Annotated in this window: 17 protein-coding genes; 9 read left to right on the forward strand and 8 right to left on the reverse strand. The window is 51.8% G+C overall.

Annotation, left to right across the window (positions count from 1 at the left end):
• Positions 1-21: 21 nt before the first annotated feature.
• Together tamB and tamA are read right to left on the reverse strand one after the other, a co-directional pair.
• Positions 22-3,774, reverse strand: a complete 3,753-nt coding sequence (gene tamB / locus EA26_RS18905) for an autotransporter assembly complex protein TamB (protein ID WP_039430717.1) — start codon at positions 3,772-3,774, stop codon at positions 22-24.
• On the reverse strand, positions 3,771-5,486 hold the full coding sequence (tamA, locus tag EA26_RS18910; protein WP_039430719.1) for an autotransporter assembly complex protein TamA: 1,716 nt from the start codon (positions 5,484-5,486) through the stop codon (positions 3,771-3,773). The genes tamB and tamA overlap by 4 nt, the downstream gene beginning before the upstream one ends.
• A gap of 224 nt (positions 5,487-5,710) precedes the next feature.
• Here tamA and msrA point away from each other — a divergent pair, with 224 nt between their 5' ends.
• Positions 5,711-6,343 carry a peptide-methionine (S)-S-oxide reductase MsrA gene (gene msrA / locus EA26_RS18915; RefSeq protein WP_039430722.1) on the forward strand — a complete coding sequence of 211 codons (633 nt, stop codon included), beginning with the start codon at positions 5,711-5,713 and terminating at the stop codon, positions 6,341-6,343.
• A 47-nt stretch (positions 6,344-6,390) separates the two neighbouring features.
• Here msrA and EA26_RS18920 read toward each other — a convergent pair whose 3' ends face one another.
• Entirely contained in the window at positions 6,391-6,597 is a 207-nt protein-coding gene (locus tag EA26_RS18920; protein WP_039430725.1) for a DUF1107 family protein, read from the reverse strand.
• Positions 6,598-6,860: 263 nt separating this feature from the next.
• On the opposite strand from EA26_RS18920, the gene EA26_RS18925 reads away from it, so the two are divergent.
• From EA26_RS18925 to EA26_RS18955, 7 genes are all read left to right on the forward strand, one after another.
• Positions 6,861-7,412, forward strand: a complete 552-nt coding sequence (locus tag EA26_RS18925) for a YtfJ family protein (RefSeq protein WP_039430728.1) — start codon at positions 6,861-6,863, stop codon at positions 7,410-7,412.
• Between the two features lie 134 nt (positions 7,413-7,546).
• Complete coding sequence (locus EA26_RS18930) at positions 7,547-7,912, forward strand: DUF2607 family protein (RefSeq protein WP_052072630.1); 366 nt, start codon at positions 7,547-7,549, stop codon at positions 7,910-7,912.
• Between the two features lie 41 nt (positions 7,913-7,953).
• A complete protein-coding gene (gene zrgA / locus EA26_RS18935; protein WP_039430731.1) occupies positions 7,954-8,670 on the forward strand; it encodes a zinc uptake protein ZrgA in 717 nt (238 codons plus the stop codon).
• 65 nt (positions 8,671-8,735) lie between these two features.
• Positions 8,736-9,440: an ABC transporter ATP-binding protein gene (locus tag EA26_RS18940; protein WP_039430733.1), complete on the forward strand. Its 705-nt coding sequence runs from the start codon at positions 8,736-8,738 to the stop codon at positions 9,438-9,440.
• Positions 9,437-10,696 (forward strand): ABC transporter permease, encoded by a 1,260-nt coding sequence (locus EA26_RS18945; RefSeq protein ID WP_039430736.1) that lies wholly within the window; start codon positions 9,437-9,439, stop codon positions 10,694-10,696. Before EA26_RS18940 ends, EA26_RS18945 begins: the two co-directional genes overlap by 4 nt.
• Before the next feature lie 6 nt (positions 10,697-10,702).
• On the forward strand, positions 10,703-11,200 hold the full coding sequence (locus tag EA26_RS18950; RefSeq protein WP_039430739.1) for a DUF3299 domain-containing protein: 498 nt from the start codon (positions 10,703-10,705) through the stop codon (positions 11,198-11,200).
• A gap of 341 nt (positions 11,201-11,541) precedes the next feature.
• Complete coding sequence (locus EA26_RS18955) at positions 11,542-12,444, forward strand: TIGR03899 family protein (RefSeq protein ID WP_039430742.1); 903 nt, start codon at positions 11,542-11,544, stop codon at positions 12,442-12,444.
• Positions 12,445-12,460: 16 nt separating this feature from the next.
• Here EA26_RS18955 and cysC read toward each other — a convergent pair whose 3' ends face one another.
• From cysC to cobA, 5 genes are read right to left on the reverse strand one after another with little or no spacing between them, the layout of a single operon-like run.
• On the reverse strand, positions 12,461-13,084 hold the full coding sequence (gene cysC, locus EA26_RS18960) for an adenylyl-sulfate kinase (RefSeq protein ID WP_039430745.1): 624 nt from the start codon (positions 13,082-13,084) through the stop codon (positions 12,461-12,463).
• 11 nt (positions 13,085-13,095) lie between these two features.
• On the reverse strand, positions 13,096-14,820 hold the full coding sequence (locus EA26_RS18965; RefSeq protein ID WP_039430748.1) for an SLC13 family permease: 1,725 nt from the start codon (positions 14,818-14,820) through the stop codon (positions 13,096-13,098).
• Positions 14,821-14,860: 40 nt separating this feature from the next.
• Positions 14,861-16,291 carry a sulfate adenylyltransferase subunit CysN gene (gene cysN / locus EA26_RS18970; protein WP_039430750.1) on the reverse strand — a complete coding sequence of 477 codons (1,431 nt, stop codon included), beginning with the start codon at positions 16,289-16,291 and terminating at the stop codon, positions 14,861-14,863.
• Positions 16,292-16,309: 18 nt separating this feature from the next.
• A complete protein-coding gene (gene cysD / locus EA26_RS18975) occupies positions 16,310-17,218 on the reverse strand; it encodes a sulfate adenylyltransferase subunit CysD (protein WP_039430753.1) in 909 nt (302 codons plus the stop codon).
• A gap of 56 nt (positions 17,219-17,274) precedes the next feature.
• A complete protein-coding gene (gene cobA / locus EA26_RS18980) occupies positions 17,275-18,147 on the reverse strand; it encodes a uroporphyrinogen-III C-methyltransferase (protein WP_039430754.1) in 873 nt (290 codons plus the stop codon).
• 300 nt (positions 18,148-18,447) lie between these two features.
• On the opposite strand from cobA, the gene cpdB reads away from it, so the two are divergent.
• Positions 18,448-20,409 carry a 2',3'-cyclic-nucleotide 2'-phosphodiesterase gene (gene cpdB, locus EA26_RS18985; protein ID WP_039430757.1) on the forward strand — a complete coding sequence of 654 codons (1,962 nt, stop codon included), beginning with the start codon at positions 18,448-18,450 and terminating at the stop codon, positions 20,407-20,409.
• The last annotated feature ends 6 nt before the right edge of the window (positions 20,410-20,415 follow it).

Consider the following 20,415-nt stretch of genomic DNA (forward strand, 5'->3'; position numbering starts at 1 on the left):
GAAATAGCACGCAGGAGCGTTTTAATCAAATTCAAACTGGTAGATCAAATCCACCGCACTTTCGACCCCCGACACCCCTTCGAGGTAGAGATCTTTCATCAAACGGTAGCGCACAGTGAACTCACCCAACGGCTTGAAAATACCCACCCCATACTTCACTTGTAAGCCGGGCATGATGTAGCCGCTGACCGTCACTTGAGACTCATCGCCCGCACCTGTGGTATCCAGTTGCAGATCCTGCACACCAAACGCAGCGCCAATCTCGCCCACCACTTTGCCACTTTTGGCTAGGCTCAGCCCAATCAACGCGGTGGTCATGGCATTGCCTCCACCCGATTCGGCGTCGATATTTTGCCCGCGTAGCAGATAAGAGAGCGCGTTAGCCTGAGGAAGCGCAGGTTCAGAGAAAATGGTAATGATCGGTTCGCTGGCCGGTCCGGTCACTTTCACTCCCGCAATCATGTCATCTTGGGTATTGTTCGGGTTACGAATCGCTTTGATTGCTACATAGGGCTGATCCACCGGGCCATTCATCAGCACCTTGCCTTCTTGGATCTGCAGATCCTGACCAAAGGAGCGATAGGTTCCGTTAACAATGTTCACTTCGCCCAAAATAAACGGCCCTTTGTCTTTCTGCGTCACATTCAAGTGCCCTTGCAAACCACCCTCTAAACCGAAAGCCGCCAGCTTAAAATCATCCCCAATGCGGATGTTGACGTCAGTTTCGATATTGATGGGCATCGGCGCGCTACTTTCCACAGGTTGCAACTCGGCGTTAACCAGCACCTGATCTTTGGAGATGCTCACCGCACTTGGTGGCAACTCTTCCACCACAATCCTTCCCCACGGCAGAGCAAGATCCCCAGAGATCTTCGCCAGCCCAGGCTTAGCCTCAATGGTCATGTCCGGCACCAATTTAATATTGACCATCGGTGGCATGTTCACTTGCAGCTCATCGGCAAAAACGCGCAACTTGCTATGCCAGTTGGCTAAATCCTGCCAGTTGGCCGTACCATCGACTTTTAGCTCACCATCCGGTGTAACAATGCCAGCATTGAGCGCGGCATCATAGCCATTAAACTGCAACTCAACTCGCCCTTGCTGCACGTCCACCGGGCTGATATCGCCACGCACTTGGATCTCTTCCACCAGCACTTGACCAAACACTTGCGGATGATACGCCGAACCGCGAATCGCCAACTGAGAAGAGATCAGCGCCTGCAGAGAACTGTATTCGCCAATTAATGGGGCGAGAAAATCGAGATTGAACTGCCCAAGCGCTAAGGTGCCATCCAACTGCGGCTCTTTGGCCTGCACATTGTCGACCTTCAGTTGACCACTCACATCGCCGTTGTCGCGAATGTTGAACTGCCAATCGGCGCGAAGTGCATCGTCTTGCAGCTCGGCGTTAAGCATCACACTGTCCCAACCTATGGTCAGCGTTTCGTCTAGGCTCTGTTCCAGCTCTCCGGCTGGCATCGTCAGCGCCACTTTGACATGCGGCGCGCGTTTCGCCGCCCAATTGGCCCAAAGCGTCGCGTCTAATTGTCCGCGTAGTTTGCTCTCTTGAGGCAAGAACATACCGATTTGCGCAAAATCGAACTGGCTTATAGCGATTTCCGCTTCGCCTTGCTCGCCAACGCGGATGTCATGGGTCAGACACACACTCGACTGCTGTTGCCGCCAGCAGTGCGCGGCCACATCAAACTGCTGCGTATCCAGATTAGCGGCGAGCTTGGCGGCATTGGCAAGAGTCCAAGTCCCCTGCTCGCTGGTGGCTTGCATTCGTTGCAGCGCCCCAGACCAGATCATCTCTTTGTCGCGACTCAATTGGCCATCGATAGCGAGGCTGGTGGAGAAAAGTGTCGAGAGCACATCGAGCATCAACTGATGTTGCTGCTCACTGCCAGTGAGGCTGAGATCAACCGAATCCAGCTGGTTTTCTTCATAGCGCAGCGCGCGCGCCTGCAAACGTAAATCCGCTTGTGCCATCGGCAGCGGCGTCAGCGTTCCACGCAGCGAAAGCTGCTCAATACTCGCTTGTTGCTGCCATTTCAGCGCCTCGGCCAGCAGTGCCAAACGCACATCGGGCTGTTGCAATTCGCCCCGCAGCGCAATGTCACCTTGCACGCGCCCAGCAACATCCGGCAAGGTTTTGCTCAAATCGGGGAAATGAACCTGAACGTCCATCAACCAATGTTTATCCAGCTTACCTTTGGCGGTGAGTCCGTTAGGACCATGCGACAGGGTCAATCCGGCCGTGTCGACGTTGAGATCGCCATTGCCTTGGCGATCGGCGATGTGCAGATCCCCTTCGATATTGAGCGGGTAATCACGCAGCACACCATCAATATCTAAAAGCGGCAGCGCCACTTGCCAGCCGCCCTGTTCGGTCAAGGAACCCGAAGTAGAGAGCTTACCACTGATGCTGCCTTGCGCTTGTGGCCACTGTTGCCCGGGTTGAATGTCTTGCAGGGCTAAATCGGCCTGCCAGCTCACCGTATCATGCCAGTCGGCCCTAACCTGGCCGTTCACTTGCCCGCCTAAGGTCGCCAAGATCAGTTTATCCAGCTTTATGTGCTGCAAAGAGCCTTCACCGGAGAGATCGACATCCAGCGGCGGAATCGCTTCCCCTTCAAGGTGGGTTTGCAGCGCCAGTTGATAACCATCCAAAGACCCGTCCGCGCGTAAACTCTCCACCTCAATTTGGTATTCACTTTGGCCACTCAAGGGCCATTGGCTTTTGAGCTGTCGCAAATCGAGCTTGAAGGGCAACTGCGCTTTTAGCGGCTGTAACTCGGCGGCGATCTGCGCTTGCACGGGCCCTAAAAGATCGCTTTGCACGACGAGATTCGCTACGCTTTGGCTGGCTGAAAGATTGATCACCTGCCCTTGCAATTCGCTCTCTTTTAGCTGCGCTTTGAGCGTGAGTTCGAGCGGATAATCGCCGCGGAGCTCCGTTTGCGCAGAAAGCTGAGCGTTCACTTGCGGCATCTCTAGCTCCAAGGTGCGAACTTGCACTTGGTGCTGGGCCGCTTTGAGTTCAAGACCAAGATGCGCAATCTCAATCGGTGTTGCTTGATGCAGAGTAAAGCGATTGAGATCAAAACGTTGCAGATCAATCGTGAGTGGGATCCATACCTCAGGCAGTACGATATCTTGTTTAGGTTCAGCCGCAGGTGGGTTGGCTGAGGATGGCTCACTCTCAGCGAGCGTGACATTGACCTCATTGAATCGCGTTGGTGTGATGGTCAGACGATCGCCCCGCATGGAAAGGCCAGAGCGAAACTCTCGCCAATCGATCTGGTTGCCAAGGATATCCAGTTTGATGTCACTGAGATCAAGGCTGCGCACCGCAATGGGGAGCGGAGTGCGAATCGTGGTCAGCGGCGGGCTCTCTGGTTCGGCTTCTTCCTGTGACGGCGCAAGCTCGGGCAAGTTTAACGCCAAACCGTGCAATCTCAGGTCATCAACGCAGAGTTGCCCTTGCCAAAAGCAGCCCATATCGATCGCTAAGCCCAGTTCGTCGAGCGACGTTTCAAGGTGAAGAGCATCGTCTTGAAAACGCACCTCACGCAAAGTGAACTTGGGCAACAGTGCCCCTTCGGCGCTGCCCACACTGAGCTGCGGCATGGCTTTTTCTGCCAATGAAACCAAGCTGTTTAGGCCAAGATTGGTAAAAAGCGCGAGCCCAAGCAGTAGTGACACCAACAAAAGCAACATAACGAGTGCGGCAGAGCACCATTTGCTCCATTGGAACATCCGTTTGATCATAACTCAGGCCCCAAGGTGAAATGGATACGAAACTCCTCTCCGGGCGTGGCATCCAACCCCCAAGCAAAGTCCAAGCGAATCGGCCCAACTGGCGAGCCCCAACGAATGCCCACGCCAGCGCCACGTTTCCACTCTGGCGCGTCGTTAAACGCGTCGCCATAGTCGAAAAAGGCCGCTGCCCACCAATTACCATACAGACGATATTGGTACTCCAGCGTACTGGTGGCGATGTACTTTGCCCCGGTCAGTGCATTGCTGTCGTCTCGGGGGGAAATGGACTCGTAAGCATAGCCGCGCAAATTATTGTCACCGCCCGCGAAAAAACGCAGTGACGGTGATAGACGCTCAAACTCTTCGGTGAGGTTAGCGCCCCCTTCCAAACGAGCAATGCCACGGTGATTTTCACCCAAGCTGCGGATCCACGATGTGCGGCCTTGCAAACGCAATACGCGCGTTTCGGAGACAAAAGAGTCATCCCCGAACTCCAAAGTGATGCTCTGTTTATCCCCCCACAGCGGCATACCGCCGCCGCGAGTCCGGCTGCGAGAAAAAGAGATGCCCGGCAAAACAAACTGTGCCACATCATCTTGCAAACCTTGTTCATAGTTTTCAATCAAATAACGGACAAACACAGTGCGGTGCCAACGGTTGTCCAACAGCCAGTGACGCTCAACCGCGAGGTTGGACTCCAAACTTTTGGTATCGCGGCTGTCGACATTTTTCATCGCGTATTGAACTCGGTAGTAGTCGTGCAACACATCCTCCAGCGGGATCTGGTAGCCCGCCGTGATGGTCTGCTCCGGTTTAGAAAGCGACAAACTGCTGTCGAAACTGTGGCCTTGCTCATTGAGCCACGGTTTTTTCCATTTGAGCGTGCCGCGCAGTTCCACGTCGGTGGCATAACCGATCCCCGTTTCCAACTGATTTTTTTTCTGTGGCGCCAAAGAGACTTTCATCGGCAGATCGCGGCGGTCATCCAGCGCACTGATATCGGGCTCCACCAATACCGAGGAGAACCAGTCGCTGTTTGAAAGATTTTGGTTAAACTCCCCCACTTTGGCCACCAGATAAGGCTCGCCGCTTTTATACGGCTGCAAGGAGCGCACTTTGGCCTCTTCAATCTGGCTGCCCTCTATTTGCGTTTCACCAAATTGGTAGCGGATGCCGCTGTCGTAGTTCAGACGTACGAAGGCTTGATTGAGATCGGGCGACACTTCCAAACGCGCCGCGGTAAAATCGCCTTTGAAATAGCCTCGTTGCAGAGCGAGATTGCGAATCGAAGATTTGAGCGCGTCGTAATCACCATGATTAAGCGCCGCCCCCACCTTAAGCGGTGAGTTTTCTAAAAGCGCGGCAAAACTTTCATCACTGGCCGCTTCACCGGTGAAACGCACGTCCACCTCAGCCAGTTTCATCACTTCGCCGGGCGAGATGATCGCGGTCAACTCATCGTTGTCTGGGGAGATTTGATATTCCACCGAAGCGTGGTAGTAACCTAACGCCTTGAGCGCTTCATTGATAATGTTATCAAGCCGAGATTGAAAACGCAGGGAAGTGGCGTAATCCTCACTAGGAATGGAGGATAAATGAGCTTCAATATTCTCTTTTAAGGCACCGCTAACGCCTTCCAAAGTCAAATCCACCTCGCTGGACGCAAGGGTTTGACTGGCGAAGATCATGCCGATAAAGGCTGGAATAACTTTTCTTATCATGCTTTAGTACGTACAAAACGAGGGCTTGATATCGTTCAGGCGACGGAGAGCCACAAGCGCTTTCCAAGAGTTCGCAGACCGATGCACGCTGGAGACAATGGCAGTAAAATAGCTCACCATTTCGTCCGGTCTGTCATGAGAGTGCAAGATAGCATTCGCTCCTAAAAGGAACAACCGATATCCGGATTTAGTCCACTGTTTTCAGATGAATAAAGGGAAATCACATGCTTAACAAACAAATCATGGTCAGCCAAGAGAGTGCGCTGCCCGGTCGCACAACACCGCTTAGCGTTGAAACACAGCATTTCGTCAACCACAGCGATATCACCGCACCTGTGGTCGGTACCCAACAAGAGATCTTGCTGGGTATGGGCTGCTTCTGGGGCGCTGAACGCCTGTTCTGGCAATTGGATGGCGTGGTGTCGACTTCGGTCGGTTACAGCGGTGGCTTTACGCCAAACCCAACCTATGAAGAGGTGTGTAGCGGGCAAACGGGCCACACCGAGGTGGTACGTGTGGTGTTCGATACACAGCAGATTTCGTTGTCACAGTTGCTAGAGAAATTTTGGGAACGCCATGATCCCACTCAGGGAATGCGACAAGGCAATGATCTTGGCACCCAATACCGCTCGGTGATTTACACCTACAGCGATGAGCAACTGGCCATCGCCACCGCATCGAAAGAAGCGTATCAACGCGCGCTCAGCGACAGCCAGCGCAGCACAATCACCACCGAGATCGCTCCGGCAGGAGAGTACTACTTCGCTGAAACGTATCATCAACAATATTTAGCGAAAAACCCGGATGGTTACTGCGGTCTCGGTGGTACTGGGGTCTGCTTCCCACCACAAGCCTGATTTTATACGCTACCGTCGCCACGCTGCGGTAGCGTTTTTGCCTTAACTTACGCCACCAAAGAGAGCGCAGCGATTTCCGCGTTCACTTCGCGAAACACCGCCAATTTTTGCGGATTACTCAGATCGGGCAACTGCACCTTGCCTTGGTCAAAATGAAAATCGCCGATCCCTTGAATGAAAAAGTCCCCTTTAAATTGGGTCTTAACGAATCGAGCCACTTGGCGTGGTCGATAAACAGCAAACTCGCGCAACATACATCATCCTCAAATTCCGTTTGAGAAACGGGGGGGAATCCCCTTTATCTGCCTCTTTCGGGCATCTGCCTTCGCGGTGTTTTTTATCACTTTAGCGTTGGCTAATGGACGCTATCATACAGCAAGCCCATAGTGAGATAAACCAACGCTCGGCAAAGTGTTAAAAAAATGTTACCTGAAGCCAGTAAATTTTCCCTGCGACGTATTATACTGTGGCCGCTCACGATAAAATGGACAAACTGTCTTGATAAGGAAAAACATTCATGAAACCAAAGACTCTCCTCACTCTTGCGCTGCTTAGCGCGTCATTCGGCGCAACAGCGCACAACCTTTCACTCGGCAGCGCAGTGCCTGCGGTCAATGTTGATGCGTATGGCGAAATCGTTCTGCAAGGCAAAGGCACTGCGTTCCAACCTTGGGCATCTCAGCAGATGCTTGGCAAAGTCCGCGTAATCCAAGCCATCGCCGGTCGCAGCAGCTCAAAAGAGATGAACGCCCCTCTGATGCAAGCGATCACCGCGGCTCAGTTTCCCGCAGAGCATTACCAAACCACCACCATCATCAATCAAGACGATGCGATATGGGGAACGGGATCGTTTGTCAAATCCTCCGCCCAAGACAGCAAAGTAGAGTTCCCTTGGTCTTCTCTGGTGCTGGATGAGAATGGCGTGGTCGCCAAAAATTGGGCGCTAAAAGAAGAAAGCTCCGCCATCATAGTGCAAGACAAGCAGGGCAAAGTGTTGTTTGTCAAAGAAGGTGCGCTTTCTGACAGCGAAATTGCTCAAGTGATCGCATTAGTCAAAGCAAATATCTAAAGCACGATTGGCTCAGCGAGAGCGGCGTCGCAGCCTGTACACAAAACCCATACTCTCACGGTATGGGTTTTTTTCATTGAATGAGAAAATTTTAATAAAATCGTTTTATAAAAAGTCTATTTATAGAAAAATGAGTGAACTTTTTTGCGCTACAGCTGTTATATTGTAACACCTTGTCACTGGTCGCCGTAAACATGCCGGGTTGGATACGTCTTCGCCATTTCAGATTCCACTACACTGCCTACTTGGCGGTGGTGTTGACGCTATTTCTCAGCTTTGCCAGTCTTGCGCATCAGTTGGACTTCAACCCCGAACACCACCTGCAACACCATTGCGAGCAGTTTGCCAGTGCCAGCCACGGCCTTGGCGCAAGCCTGCCGCAGCACACAGCAGTCACGGCTGCGACACTTTGCCCTGTTTTCATCTGGCAAAGCGAGACCCGTGCAGAGAGCTTTTCGGCTTACCTCGCGCGTTCACCGCCTTATTTGACCTATTGTTAAGCCAAATATCGACACAATTAAGACAAATAAGGAATTTATCCATGTTACGCAAAACTTCATTGGCCGTTTTGGTTGGCCTCTCTTTCTCCTCTCTCGCAACGGCTGAAGAAGGATTTCGCCAACACGATGCCCATGTTCATGGCCAAGTGGAATTTAACGTTGCTCAAGATGGTCACGATCTGTTGATTGAGATCACCGCGCCCGGCGCTGATGTGGTTGGCTTTGAGCACGCACCTGAAAACGCAGAGCAAGAGCAACGCTTGCAAAAGAGCATCGCCTTACTGCAACAAGCTGAGCAGATCGTTACCCTCAATGCCAAGGCCAAATGCCAGATTGAGAAGGTCGACGTTGCCCATACGTTAGCGGGTGACGAGCATCATCATGATCACCACGATGCCGATGAACATGAACATGAACATGAACATGAACATGAACATGAACATGAACATGAACATGAACACCATGAGGGTGACAAACACGATCATGACAAACATGAGCATGAAAAACATCATGATGACCACGACCACGACCACGACCACGACCACGACCACGACCACGACCACGACCACGATAGTCATGGCGCATTTACCGTTCAATATCAATACCATTGTGACAATCTGGCCGAACTGAGTACGCTAGATACCCAGTGGTTCAGCCATTTTACCGCGACCCAATCCATCACCGCGAATGTGCTTACCGATAAAAAGCAGAGTGCCACGCAACTATCGGCTGAAAACGCACGAATCTCTTTGAAATAAGAACCGAGCAGGTAAGTGTTTACTTACCTGCTTTTTCTGAAAAGCACAGAGCATGGTGAAAATCTATGGTAAATACTCCGTCTGAAGTGGTTTGGCTCAATCAGGCCACGTTTACATGGAAAGATGCGCAGCAGCCGATCTTACATATTCCGGAGCTGCGTATTTTGCGTGGTGAACACGTTTTTATAAAAGGCCCCAGCGGTTGTGGCAAATCGACGTTGCTCAGTTTAATGACCGGCATTAACGCGCTGCAATCTGGGCAACTGCGTATTCTCGGTACCGATCTCGGCAGCTTGTCGCCCAGTGCGCGAGACAAGTTTCGCGCCGATCACATCGGCTACATTTTCCAGCAGTTCAACTTGTTGCCCTACCTCAATGTGGTGGAAAACGTACTGCTGCCTTGTCAGTTTTCCAAGCTGCGCGCGGGACAAGTGGGCGGTCAGGCACACGAGCGGGCAATACAGCTGTTAACGCGTCTACATCTGCCGCCCGCGCTGCACAACAAACCCGTCAGCGAATTGAGTATCGGCCAGCAACAGCGCGTGGCGGCGGCGCGCGCGCTGATCGGCGCGCCAGAGTTAGTCATTGCAGATGAACCCACCTCCGCGCTCGATTACGATAACCGCAGCGCCTTTATCGAACTGCTGATGGAGCAAGCCAACTCGGTCAACGCCACCCTGATTTTCGTCAGCCACGATCCGAGTTTGGAAGCGCTGTTTAACCGCACTATCGACTTACGCGAATTGAACCGAGCAGGAGTTATCGCATGAGTGCCATCTTCAATCTCGCTTGGAAAAGTTTACGTAACCGCAAAGCCACCGCCGCACTGACGGTCATGACGGTCGCCATTTCAGTGCTGCTGCTGATGGGCGTAGAGCGAATTCGCACCCAAGCCAAAGAGAGCTTTGCCAATACCATTTCCGGCACCGATCTGATAGTCGGAGGCCGCTCTGGCCAAGTGAACTTGCTGCTTTACTCGGTATTTCGTATCGGCAACGCCACCAACAATATCGACTGGAAAAGCTACCAAGAGTTTGCCAACCATCGCTCGGTTGAATGGGCGATTCCCATCTCACTCGGCGATTCGCACCAAGGTTTTCGGGTAATGGGCACCAACCACAGCTACTTTGAACACTATAAGTACGGAAGTAAGCAACCACTGACTTTTTCGCAAGGTAAAGCGTTCAACGGCTTATTTGAAACCGTGCTTGGCTACGATGTGGCGAAAACACTCGGCTACCAGCTAGGCAGTGAGATAGTCATCGCGCACGGCATCAGCGATGTCGGCTTCAGTCGCCATGACAATTTACCCTTCAAAGTGGTCGGCATTTTAGCCCCGACAGGCACACCCGTAGACAAAACCGTGCACGTCTCACTTGAAGCGATTGAAGCGATTCACGTCGGCTGGGAATCTGGCGCGCGCATGGGCCCAACGCCCGATGCAACGCAACTGGCGCACAGAGACTTCCAACCCAAGCAGATCACCGCGATGCTGATTGGCCTCAAGTCGCGCATCCAAACATTCGCCCTGCAAAGGCAGATCAACACCTACCCGCAAGAGCCGCTTAGCGCCATTATGCCGGGGGTCGCTCTGCATGAACTGTGGGGGATGATGTCGGTTGCCGAGCAAGCGCTGCTGGCGGTGTCTGTGTTTGTGGTCGTCGCGGGTCTTTTGGGCATGCTCAGTAGCCTACTCACCAGCTTACAAGAACGGCGGCGTGAAATGGCGATCCTCAGGGCGATGGGCGCGCGTCCACGGCATGTGTTTACCCTGCTTATAAGTGAAGCGAGCCTGCTCACTTTTGTCGGGATTGTGACTGGAGTTGCGGGGGTGTACGCGCTGATCGCCGTGGCTCACCCGCTGATTCAGCAACAGTACGGAATCAATATTGCAATGACGGCCATCTCGGCACATGAGTGGCTGCTCCTTGCTTGTGTCCAAGGGGCAGGAATCTTCATCGGCTTTATTCCTGCTTTCCGGGCTTACAAACAATCTCTCAGTGATGGAATGACCATAAGGATTTAATCGTTCATGAAAAGCAAAGTTATCTTGCTATTAAGCTTAATTTTAACGCCTTGGTTTCCCGCCTTGGCAGCCAGCCAGGATGTGATGACGCTGGACTGGATCGATCTGGTGCCCGAGCAAGAGAGAAAACTCTTCGACAGCGTCGGCATGCCCGCTGCCGACCATTCCGGTAATGCGGTCAGCCAAACCAAATTGGGTGGCGTTCGACCAGAGCTCAATGGCAGTAAAGTGAAGATCCCCGGTTTTGTGATTCCGCTGGAAGGGGATGCCAATAAAGTGACCGAGTTTTTGTTGGTGCCTTACTTTGGCGCGTGCATCCATGTGCCACCACCGCCACCAAACCAAATTATCTACGTTAAGTTCCCCAAAGGTGCGCCAGTCCAAGAGCTGTGGGATGTGATTTACGTGGTAGGAACGCTGAAAACGGAAACCGTCAGCCACGAGTTGGCCGAAACGGCTTATGTCATCCAAGGGGATGCGATTGAAGCTTACGATGACATGTAACCAATTTTAAACATCGACGTAACCTGTCAATCTCACTGGCTCAGGCGATATATTTGGCTAAATAGATCAAAGTTGCCAAATAAGCAACCAATAGCAGCGCGGTTGGCAGATGCTTTTTAAGTTTATTCTCTCCGAAATACTTCATAAGCCCCTCACAAAAGACAATAACAATTTTAACAACTTATTATCATTTGTGACAGCGCATTTTTATCGAGATCACGATTTTCGCCGCTCTAAGCGCAAATTGATCGCCAAGAGTGTGATTGCTCATTATTGCACTGGTTTGGCGATAAGGGGTACATTGAGCCTAGCATTCACCCTGCAATGGAAAGGAAGGTACGATGGCGGATAGCCGAACGCCGGTCGTAATTGACCAAGAAGCCGATCCCAAGCCGCACAGCAGCCAAGAGAAGAAAAGTGGTTACATTCGTGACAGCGCCAGCCGCATAACGACGATCGCGCAAACCTATGGCTTAGACGCGCTGCTGCAAAAAGATCCGCCGCAAAAAACCACCATCGAACGGGCTTTGTTGCGTGAGGAGAAGCGCAAAGAGCAGCGCCAGCGTAACCTTGAACAGATCTTGAAACTGGCCCATCTCTCTTGCAAAGATGAAACCGCAGGCGATCCGGATCAAGATTGGCTGTACCGCTTTTTCGATATGGCGCAAGAGATCCACAACTCAGCGATGCAGAAACTGTGGGCACAAGTGCTGAAACGAGAAGTGACCAACCCAGGTTCCACCTCGATGAAAGCCTTGAAGGTACTGCATGACATGACACCAAAAGAGGCGCACATCCTGCAACGCGCCTCATCTCTCGCTTGCAGTTTTGGCGCAGACAACAGCCGTAAGCTGCTGATTGGCTATCGTTTTCAAGGCGGCATTTTTAGTTTTGGTAAACGCGACACCACCACCAACATCAACATGGGCAGCTTCCAGTTGTCGTTTTCTAGCTTGTTGGTGCTGATTGAATTGGGCCTGCTGCATGGCACTGAGTTGGAATCGGGTGAAATCGAAATCGAAACGCCGCTGATTTTAAGTTATCAAGGGCGCAACTTGCAGCTGAATGTACTGAGTAAAGGCGTGCGCCTGCTCTATTACCGCTTTACACCAACCGGCAATGAACTGTGTAAACTGCTCGGCAACAAACCCAACAGCCAGTATTACGATCAAATGCTGGCGATGCTTAATCAAAAGTTTACCGTACAGAGTGAGGTGCAAAGCGGCATTCACCATACGGTATGATGCCGCTCACTGGTAGTTAGGATGAGCGAATGATCCCGCGAGCCACCAGCGTTGCAATGCATTGATCCACCAGCGCCTCAATGAGTTTCTCTCCGGCAGGCAGATCGATCTCTGCATTGAGTGGCGCTTCATAAGCAGAATCGATGCCAGTAAAGTTGGTAATCTCCCCGGCGCGAGCTTTCTTATATAAACCTTTCGGATCACGCTGCTCACACACTTGCAATGAGGTGTTGACGAACACTTCAATAAACTCGCCGTCGGGCAACAGATCCCGCACTAACTGGCGCTCAGCTCGATGCGGTGAGATGAATGCGGTAAGGACAATCAGGCCGGCATCGGCCATCAACTTGGCCAACTCACCAATGCGGCGAATGTTTTCGCGGCGATCCTGCTGAGAAAAGCCAAGATCGCTACACAAACCGTGCCGCACATTATCACCATCTAATAAGTAGGTGTGATAGCCCTGCTCTGCCAAGCGTGTTTCCAGCGCCCCCGCAATGGTCGATTTGCCCGCACCCGACAAGCCAGTAAACCAAAGCACAGCTGGCTTTTGCTGTTTGAGCCCGGCACGATACGATTTATCAATCATATGCTGATGCCAGACAATATTTTCATCGTTGTTCGCGCTCACGCTGCTCATAACAAATCCTTTTAAAATGGGAAAAAGATCGGAATAAAAGTAAGGACCAAGGTGGAGTACACCAAAGACACTGGCACGCCAATTTTCAGATAATCCGACAAGCGATAGTTGCCCACACTGTAAACCAATAAGTTGGTTTGATAGCCATACGGGGAGATAAAACTGGCGCTCGCACCAAACAGCACCGCCATAATAAACGGCATCGGATCCACCCCATAGCCTAGCGCCATACTGTAGCCGATCGGAAACGCCAATGCCGCCGCCGCGTTATTAGTCACTAACTCAGTGAGGATCAGCGTCATCATGTAGGTGGCGACAAGTGCGCCGAATACGCCCCAACCATTAAATGCTTCGATAAACATACCGCCCATGCGCGCCGAAAAGCCCGATGAGATCATCAATTGCGCGATCGACAAGGCTGAGCCGACTATCACCACAATATCCAGTGGGAAGCGGCGTCTGAGCTCACTGATCTGCACGATTCCGCACAAAAGCAAGGCCAATAAATAGATGGCGAGCCCTTTGATGATCGGCACAAGGTTAAGCAGTGCCGCCGCAATCACCGCGACAAAACCCAGTAACACTAACGTCGATTTGTGGCTGTCGAGGCGAGCGCTAGAATCGAGATCGTTAACCAAGACAAACTCTTTGCGGTGTGCTTGGCGCTCAGCTTCAAAACGCTTGCCCGGCACCAAAACTAGAGTGTCACCCGCAGCCAAGCTAATGTTGCCCAGACCGCCTTCCAGCCTCTCATGACCGCGACGAATCGCCACCACGACAGCATCAAAGCGATCGCGAAAACGGCTCGATTTTAGTGTCTTGTTGCAAAAGCTGGCCGAAGAGCTCACCACCACTTCGACAAAGTTCTGTCCGTTAAGGTGCTGCTGACCGAACAGCGTCAGCCCGGGGATCTCTTGCAATGTTGAAACACTGTCTACGTCACCACAAAACAGCAATCGGTCTTTGGCTTGCAAAACAAAATCCGGCCCGACCGAAGAAACCGTTTCGCCATTGCGGATCACTTCAGCCAAAAACAGCTTACGTAAAGCGCGCAAGTTGTTCTCGGTCACGCTACGCCCAACCAAAGGAGATCCGGGTTCAACACGCGCTTCTAAGAAGTACGGCAGATCATCTTGTCCTTGCTCGTCGTAGTCTGGCAACAGATAACTGAGCGGGATTAAGACAAGCACCCCACCCAACAATACCGCCAAACCAATCAAGGTCGGCGCAAAGAAAGACATGCTCGGCAAGCCCGCGTCTTCAACGAAACTGTTGATGATCAGGTTGGTCGAGGTGCCAATCAAGGTCAGCGTACCACCAAAAATCGCGGCATAAGAGAGCGGGATCAGCAGCTTCGACGGCGCGTGCTGCTGATTACGTTTGACCGCACCAATCAACGACACCACCACTGCAGTGTTGTTGGTAAACGAGGAGAGCAGCGCAGTCGACAAGCCCAATTTAGCAATCACAGTCGCTAAACGCCCTTCGGAAATATTGCGGCTCACCCAACTAATCAAGCGCGTTTTTTCCAGTGCCGTGGAGGCCAAGATCAACAGCACTAAAGTCAGCAGTGAGGAGTTGGTAAAGTTGGCCGCAATGGTGGTTAAGTCGCTCATTCCCGCCATAAAAGCCACAAACGCAGCGGCAGCGAAAATATAGCTCGGCTTAATTTTCGTGACGAGCAAACATGTGATGATGCCCAGCAGCATCGCCAAAACCATTCCTTGCTCCCACATACCTCATCCTCACTGGGGAGCACGCTCCCATCACTTACTACTACTTCTTAATCAACGCACTGAGATCTTTGGCATCCCAATGTGGGAAGTGCTTACGGATCAAAGCGTTCAGTTCAACTTCAAATGCGCTGAAATCACCACTTGCCTGAGCGACCGCGGCTAGGCTCTCGCTCACCATGCCCGCACCCACGGTGACATTGGTCAAACGGTCAATGATGATAAAGCCGCCGGTATCAGCACACTCTTGGTAGTTATCCAGCGCCACCGCTTCGTTGAGTGTCCACTCGCACAGACCAATACCGTTGAGCGGCAGCTCTGCGGCGCCATGCGACGAAAGATGGTTGATGTCGTACTGATAGCGAATACTTTCCACACGACCGATGGTCTTTTTACCGGCAATCTTGATGTCGTAATCGCGCCCGGGTTGTAACGGCTGCTCCGTCATCCACACCACATCAGCAAGCAGGTGGTTGGTCGATTGCACTTGTGCCTCTTCCAGTACCAGCAGATCGCCACGGCTGATATCAATTTCGTCAGCCAGCGTCAGCGTCACCGCTAGGCCCGCTTGCGCCTGTTGCAAATCACCGTCGAAGGTCACAATTCGCGCCACGCTGGAAGTTTTACCTGACGGCAGCACTTTAATGCGATCGCCCACGTTCACCGTGCCAGATGAAATGGTGCCGGCAAAACCACGGAAGTTGAGGTTTGGACGGCTGACATACTGCACTGGGAAACGGAACTCGCCCGCCTCTTTGGCCTTTTCTACATCGACACTTTCCAGGATTTCCAGCAGTGACGGGCCGTGATACCAACTCATGTGTTGGCTTGGCTCCACCACGTTATCACCTTCCAATGCCGAAATAGGAATGATCTGAATGTTGGTTTCACCACGCAGATTTTGCGAGAAGGCCAGATACTGCGCTTTGATCTCTTCAAAACGTTGCTCAGAGAAATCGACCAGATCCATTTTATTGACCGCAACAACAAAATGTTTCAAACCAAGCAGGTTGGAGATAAATGAGTGGCGACGAGTTTGATCCAACACGCCCTTACGCGCATCGATTAGGATCACCGCCAGATCACAGGTTGACGCACCGGTTGCCATGTTGCGCGTGTACTGCTCATGTCCCGGGGTGTCAGCGATGATGAATTTACGCTTTTGCGTCGAGAAGTAACGATAAGCCACATCAATGGTGATCCCTTGCTCACGCTCGGCTTGCAGACCATCCACCAGCAGCGCCAGATCCGGACGCGAACCTGTGGTGCCAACACGTTGGCTGTCTGAGTGGACCGCCGCCAGTTGATCTTCGTAGATCTGCTTCGAATCATGCAGCAAACGACCAATCAAGGTGCTCTTGCCGTCGTCCACCGAACCGCAGGTCAGGAATCTCAGTAATGATTTGTTTTGATGCTGCTCTAGGTAACCTTCAATACCCAATTCAGCCAATTGCGCTTCAACTGCACTGTTCATAATGTATCCTCGATCCCTTTAGAAATAACCTTGGCGCTTTTTCAGCTCCATCGATCCAGACTGATCGTGGTCGATCGCCCGACCTTGACGCTCACTTGATGTGGCCACCAGCATCTCTTCGATAATGCCGGTCAACGTATTGGCCTCTGATTCAATCGCCCCAGTCAATGGGTAGCAACCTAAGGTGCGAAAACGCACACTCTTGTGTTCAATCTGCTCACCGTCACGCAGTTTCATGCGGTCGTCGTCCACCATAATCAGCATGCCGTCGCGCTCAACCACAGGACGTACATCGGCCAAGTAAAGCGGCACGATTTCAATGTTTTCTAGATAGATGTATTGCCAAATATCGAGTTCGGTCCAGTTTGAAAGAGGGAAGACACGAATGCTCTCGCCTTTGTTGATCTGGCCGTTGTAGGTTTTCCACAGCTCCGGGCGCTGATTCTTCGGATCCCAAGTGTGGTTCTTATCGCGAAACGAGTAGACACGCTCTTTGGCACGTGATTTCTCTTCATCGCGGCGCGCGCCGCCAAAAGCCGCATCAAAACCATATTTGTTGAGCGCTTGCTTCAACCCTTGGGTTTTCATGATGTCGGTATGCTTAGAGGAGCCATGAACAAACGGGCTACAACCCATCGCCAGACCTTCTGGGTTCTTATGTACCAAAAGCTCAAAGCCATATTTCTCCGCGGTGCGATCACGAAACTCGATCATCTCGCGAAATTTCCAATCGGTATCAACGTGCAGTAGTGGAAAGGGAATTTTTCCTGGATAAAACGCTTTGCGCGCCAAATGCAGCATCACCGACGAGTCTTTGCCTATCGAGTACATCATCACTGGGTTATCAAACTCGGCAGCCACTTCACGGATGATGTGAATGCTCTCAGCTTCGAGCTGCTTTAAATGAGTCAAGCGTTGTTGATTCATATCTCTTTCCTTTTAAGGCTCGACGGCCTGAATGGGTCCATTACGCTGGCTTCGGGTTAAACAGACTGAGCCAATGTGCTCAGATGTGCCTGTTCGTCACGAAGAAACCAATCTAACTTGTCGGATAGCTGAACAACTTCCCCTACAACAATCAGTGCAGGAGCTTCAGCCTGTGTGGCTAAAGTGGCTAAATCAGCCAGTTGCCCTTTAAATACTTTTTGCGTCTGCTGTGTGCCGCGTTCAATGATGGCGATCGGCGTACTTGAGGCGCGGCCATGCGCGATAAGCTGCTCTTGGATATAGCTCGACTTCATCAGCCCCATGTAGATCACCAGAGTCTGCTGACCTCGCGCGAGTGTCGACCAATCCATCTGATCGCTTTCTGCCTTAAGGTGTCCGGTAACAAACAGCGCCGACTGGGCGTAGTCGCGATGAGTCAGAGGAATGCCCGCATACGCAGTTGCACCCGCTGCTGCGGTGATGCCCGGCACCACCTGAAAGCGAATGCCGGCGTCGGCCAACACTTCCAATTCTTCACCGCCACGGCCAAAAATAAATGGATCACCGCCTTTAATCCGCACCACTTTGTAGCCTTGCTGAGCAAAATCAACCAACAACTGATTGGTTTTTTCCTGCGGCACACTATGATGCCCGGCGCGCTTACCCACGCAGACCAAGATGGTGTCACTCGGCACCAAAGCCATGATTTCATCGGAGACCAAGTAGTCGTACAGCACTACATCGGCTTGCTGTAAATAGGTCAAGGCTTTGAGCGTGAGCAGTTCAGGATCGCCCGGTCCAGCGCCCACTAGAGCCACTTCTCCGGCCTTGAGTTGACTGCGCGCAAAGCGACTTGGCACTGCGCGATTGTCGGCAACGAGTGTTGGCTTTTTAAAGGGAAAGACCGTTCCTGATTCCTTGCTGGTCATACGCCGTGCTTCCGTTGAACTTTTGATAAGCGCATTATGGCGAGCTCTTTATATTACCTGAAATTCTAAAATTTCATTTTTTATTCAAAAAACTGCTAAGAAGTTTTCTATCTAACTCATGCACTTTTCTCTTTTGCTCACACAACAAGCCTCAGCACGACAAAAGATGGCAAGCAGCGCACAGAATGGCGTAGAGCAATCGGCTGAAATCACACTTTTTTAGCCAGCTAAATATGGCTTTCATTATATTTTGTTACATTAGTCACCGAATCTTCCTCTCTGACTCTTGTGGAGCAAAAAATGAAAGTGGCAGTGACCCCTCTCTCTCTAGCCGTTTTAACCAGCATGCTCGCTATCGCGGGCCCGGCCATGGCCGAAACCATTCAATTGCGAATCATCGAAACCACCGATATTCACACCAATGTGATGGACTACGACTACTACAAAGATAAACCTTCACAGCAAATTGGCCTAACCCGTGCCGCGACTTTGGTGAAGCAAGCACAAGCCGAAGTCACCAACAGCGTGTTGGTGGATAACGGTGATTTGATCCAAGGCAGCCCGATGGGTGACTACATGGCAGCTAAGGGCATCAAAGCGGGTGAAGTTCATCCAGTGTATAAGGCGATGAACCAATTGCACTACGATGTCGGCAATATCGGTAACCATGAGTTTAACTACGGTTTGGAATTTCTCGCCGAAACCATTAACGACGCCAACTTCCCCTACATCAACGCCAACGTGTTTGAGCAAAAGAGCGGCAAGCACTACTTCAAGCCTTACCTCATTAAAGAGCACAGCTTTAAAGATGTGAATGGCGCAGAACATACGATCAAAGTGGGTTACATCGGCTTTGTGCCACCGCAGATCATGGTGTGGGACAAGAAGAACCTCGAAGGCAAAGTGTTTGCCAAAGACATTCGTGAGACCGCAGAAGCCCTAGTTCCACAGATGAAAAAAGAGGGCGCGGATGTGATTGTCGCTATCCCTCATTCCGGCGTCTCTTCCGACCCCTACAAAATCGGCGCAGAAAACTCAGTCTACTACCTTTCACAAGTCGAAGGCATTGATGCGATTGCCTTTGGCCACTCGCACGCGGTTTTCCCGGGCAAGGGGTTTGACCATATTCAAGGCGTCGACAACCAAAAGGGCACCATCAATGGCGTGGCCGCTGTGATGCCGGGTCGCTGGGGCAGCCATGTCGGCATCATCGATTTAGAGCTGCAACAAAAAGAGGGTAAATGGTCGGTGGTCAAAGGGCAAACGCAAGCACGGCCAATTTTTGACAAAGCGAGCCAAAAGCCCTTAGTTGACGCCGACAGCGCGATTGTCGATGCGCTTGCCGCCGATCACAAAGGCACACGTGATTTTGTCAACCAACCTATTGGTAAAGCCAATGACGTGATGTACAGCTTCCTTGCCCTCGTGCAGGATGATCCCACGGTACAAATCGTTAACTTGGCACAAAAAGATTACGTTGAGCGCTTTATCCAAGGCGATCCAGATCTCGCTGGGCTACCCGTTCTTTCTGCCGCTGCGCCATTTAAAGCGGGCGGGCGTAAGAATGATCCCGCCAACTTTACCGAAGTGGAGTCCGGTCAACTGACCTTCCGTAACGCCGCCGATCTGTATCTCTACCCGAACACGCTGGTCGCGATGAAAGTCAGCGGGCAGCAAGTCAAAGAGTGGTTGGAGTGTAGCGCTGGCCAGTTCAAGCAGATCGATGTCAACAGCAGCGCGCCGCAATCTTTGATCGACTGGGATGGGTTTCGCACTTATAACTTCGATGTGATTGATGGCGTGAACTACCAAATCGATATCACGCAGCCCGCTAAATATGACGGCGACTGTAAACTGATTCATCCAGAAGCGCAGCGCATTCTTGATCTGACCTATCAAGGTAAGCCGATTGACGTGAAACAGACGTTTATCATCGCGACCAACAACTACCGCGCGTACAGCAACAAGTTCCCAGGTACTGGAGCGGAATTTGTGGCGTTTGATGCACCGGATGAAAACCGCAGTGTACTGGCCAGCTACATCTCACGTGTGAGCCAAGAGAAAGGACAAGTGACCCCAAGCGCCGATAACAACTGGACCTTTGCTCCTATTCAGTCGGAAAAAGCGCTGGATATCCGCTTTGAAACTTCACCGAGCGACAAAGCGGCGCAGTTCATTAAAGCGAAAGGCATTTATCCGATGGAGCAAGTGGCGACCGATGAGGTCGGCTTTGCGGTGTATCGCTTGAATTTGCAGAAATAACTTTTC

This window comes from Vibrio navarrensis (genome assembly GCF_000764325.1).
Classification (GTDB): domain Bacteria; phylum Pseudomonadota; class Gammaproteobacteria; order Enterobacterales; family Vibrionaceae; genus Vibrio; species Vibrio navarrensis.

Bases quoted from the DNA above. Each gene is read 5' to 3' on its own strand.
- tamB (WP_039430717.1), bottom strand. From the start codon at position 3,774: ATGATCAAACGGATGTTCCAATGGAGCAAATGGTGCTCTGCCGCACTC.
- tamA (WP_039430719.1), bottom strand. From the start codon at position 5,486: ATGATAAGAAAAGTTATTCCAGCCTTTATCGGCATGATCTTCGCCAGT.
- msrA (WP_039430722.1), top strand. From the start codon at position 5,711: ATGCTTAACAAACAAATCATGGTCAGCCAAGAGAGTGCGCTGCCCGGT.
- EA26_RS18920 (WP_039430725.1), bottom strand. From the start codon at position 6,597: ATGTTGCGCGAGTTTGCTGTTTATCGACCACGCCAAGTGGCTCGATTC.
- EA26_RS18925 (WP_039430728.1), top strand. From the start codon at position 6,861: ATGAAACCAAAGACTCTCCTCACTCTTGCGCTGCTTAGCGCGTCATTC.
- zrgA (WP_039430731.1), top strand. From the start codon at position 7,954: ATGTTACGCAAAACTTCATTGGCCGTTTTGGTTGGCCTCTCTTTCTCC.
- EA26_RS18940 (WP_039430733.1), top strand. From the start codon at position 8,736: ATGGTAAATACTCCGTCTGAAGTGGTTTGGCTCAATCAGGCCACGTTT.
- EA26_RS18945 (WP_039430736.1), top strand. From the start codon at position 9,437: ATGAGTGCCATCTTCAATCTCGCTTGGAAAAGTTTACGTAACCGCAAA.
- EA26_RS18950 (WP_039430739.1), top strand. From the start codon at position 10,703: ATGAAAAGCAAAGTTATCTTGCTATTAAGCTTAATTTTAACGCCTTGG.
- EA26_RS18955 (WP_039430742.1), top strand. From the start codon at position 11,542: ATGGCGGATAGCCGAACGCCGGTCGTAATTGACCAAGAAGCCGATCCC.
- cysC (WP_039430745.1), bottom strand. From the start codon at position 13,084: ATGAGCAGCGTGAGCGCGAACAACGATGAAAATATTGTCTGGCATCAG.
- EA26_RS18965 (WP_039430748.1), bottom strand. From the start codon at position 14,820: ATGTGGGAGCAAGGAATGGTTTTGGCGATGCTGCTGGGCATCATCACA.
- cysN (WP_039430750.1), bottom strand. From the start codon at position 16,291: ATGAACAGTGCAGTTGAAGCGCAATTGGCTGAATTGGGTATTGAAGGT.
- cysD (WP_039430753.1), bottom strand. From the start codon at position 17,218: ATGAATCAACAACGCTTGACTCATTTAAAGCAGCTCGAAGCTGAGAGC.
- cobA (WP_039430754.1), bottom strand. From the start codon at position 18,147: ATGACCAGCAAGGAATCAGGAACGGTCTTTCCCTTTAAAAAGCCAACA.
- cpdB (WP_039430757.1), top strand. From the start codon at position 18,448: ATGAAAGTGGCAGTGACCCCTCTCTCTCTAGCCGTTTTAACCAGCATG.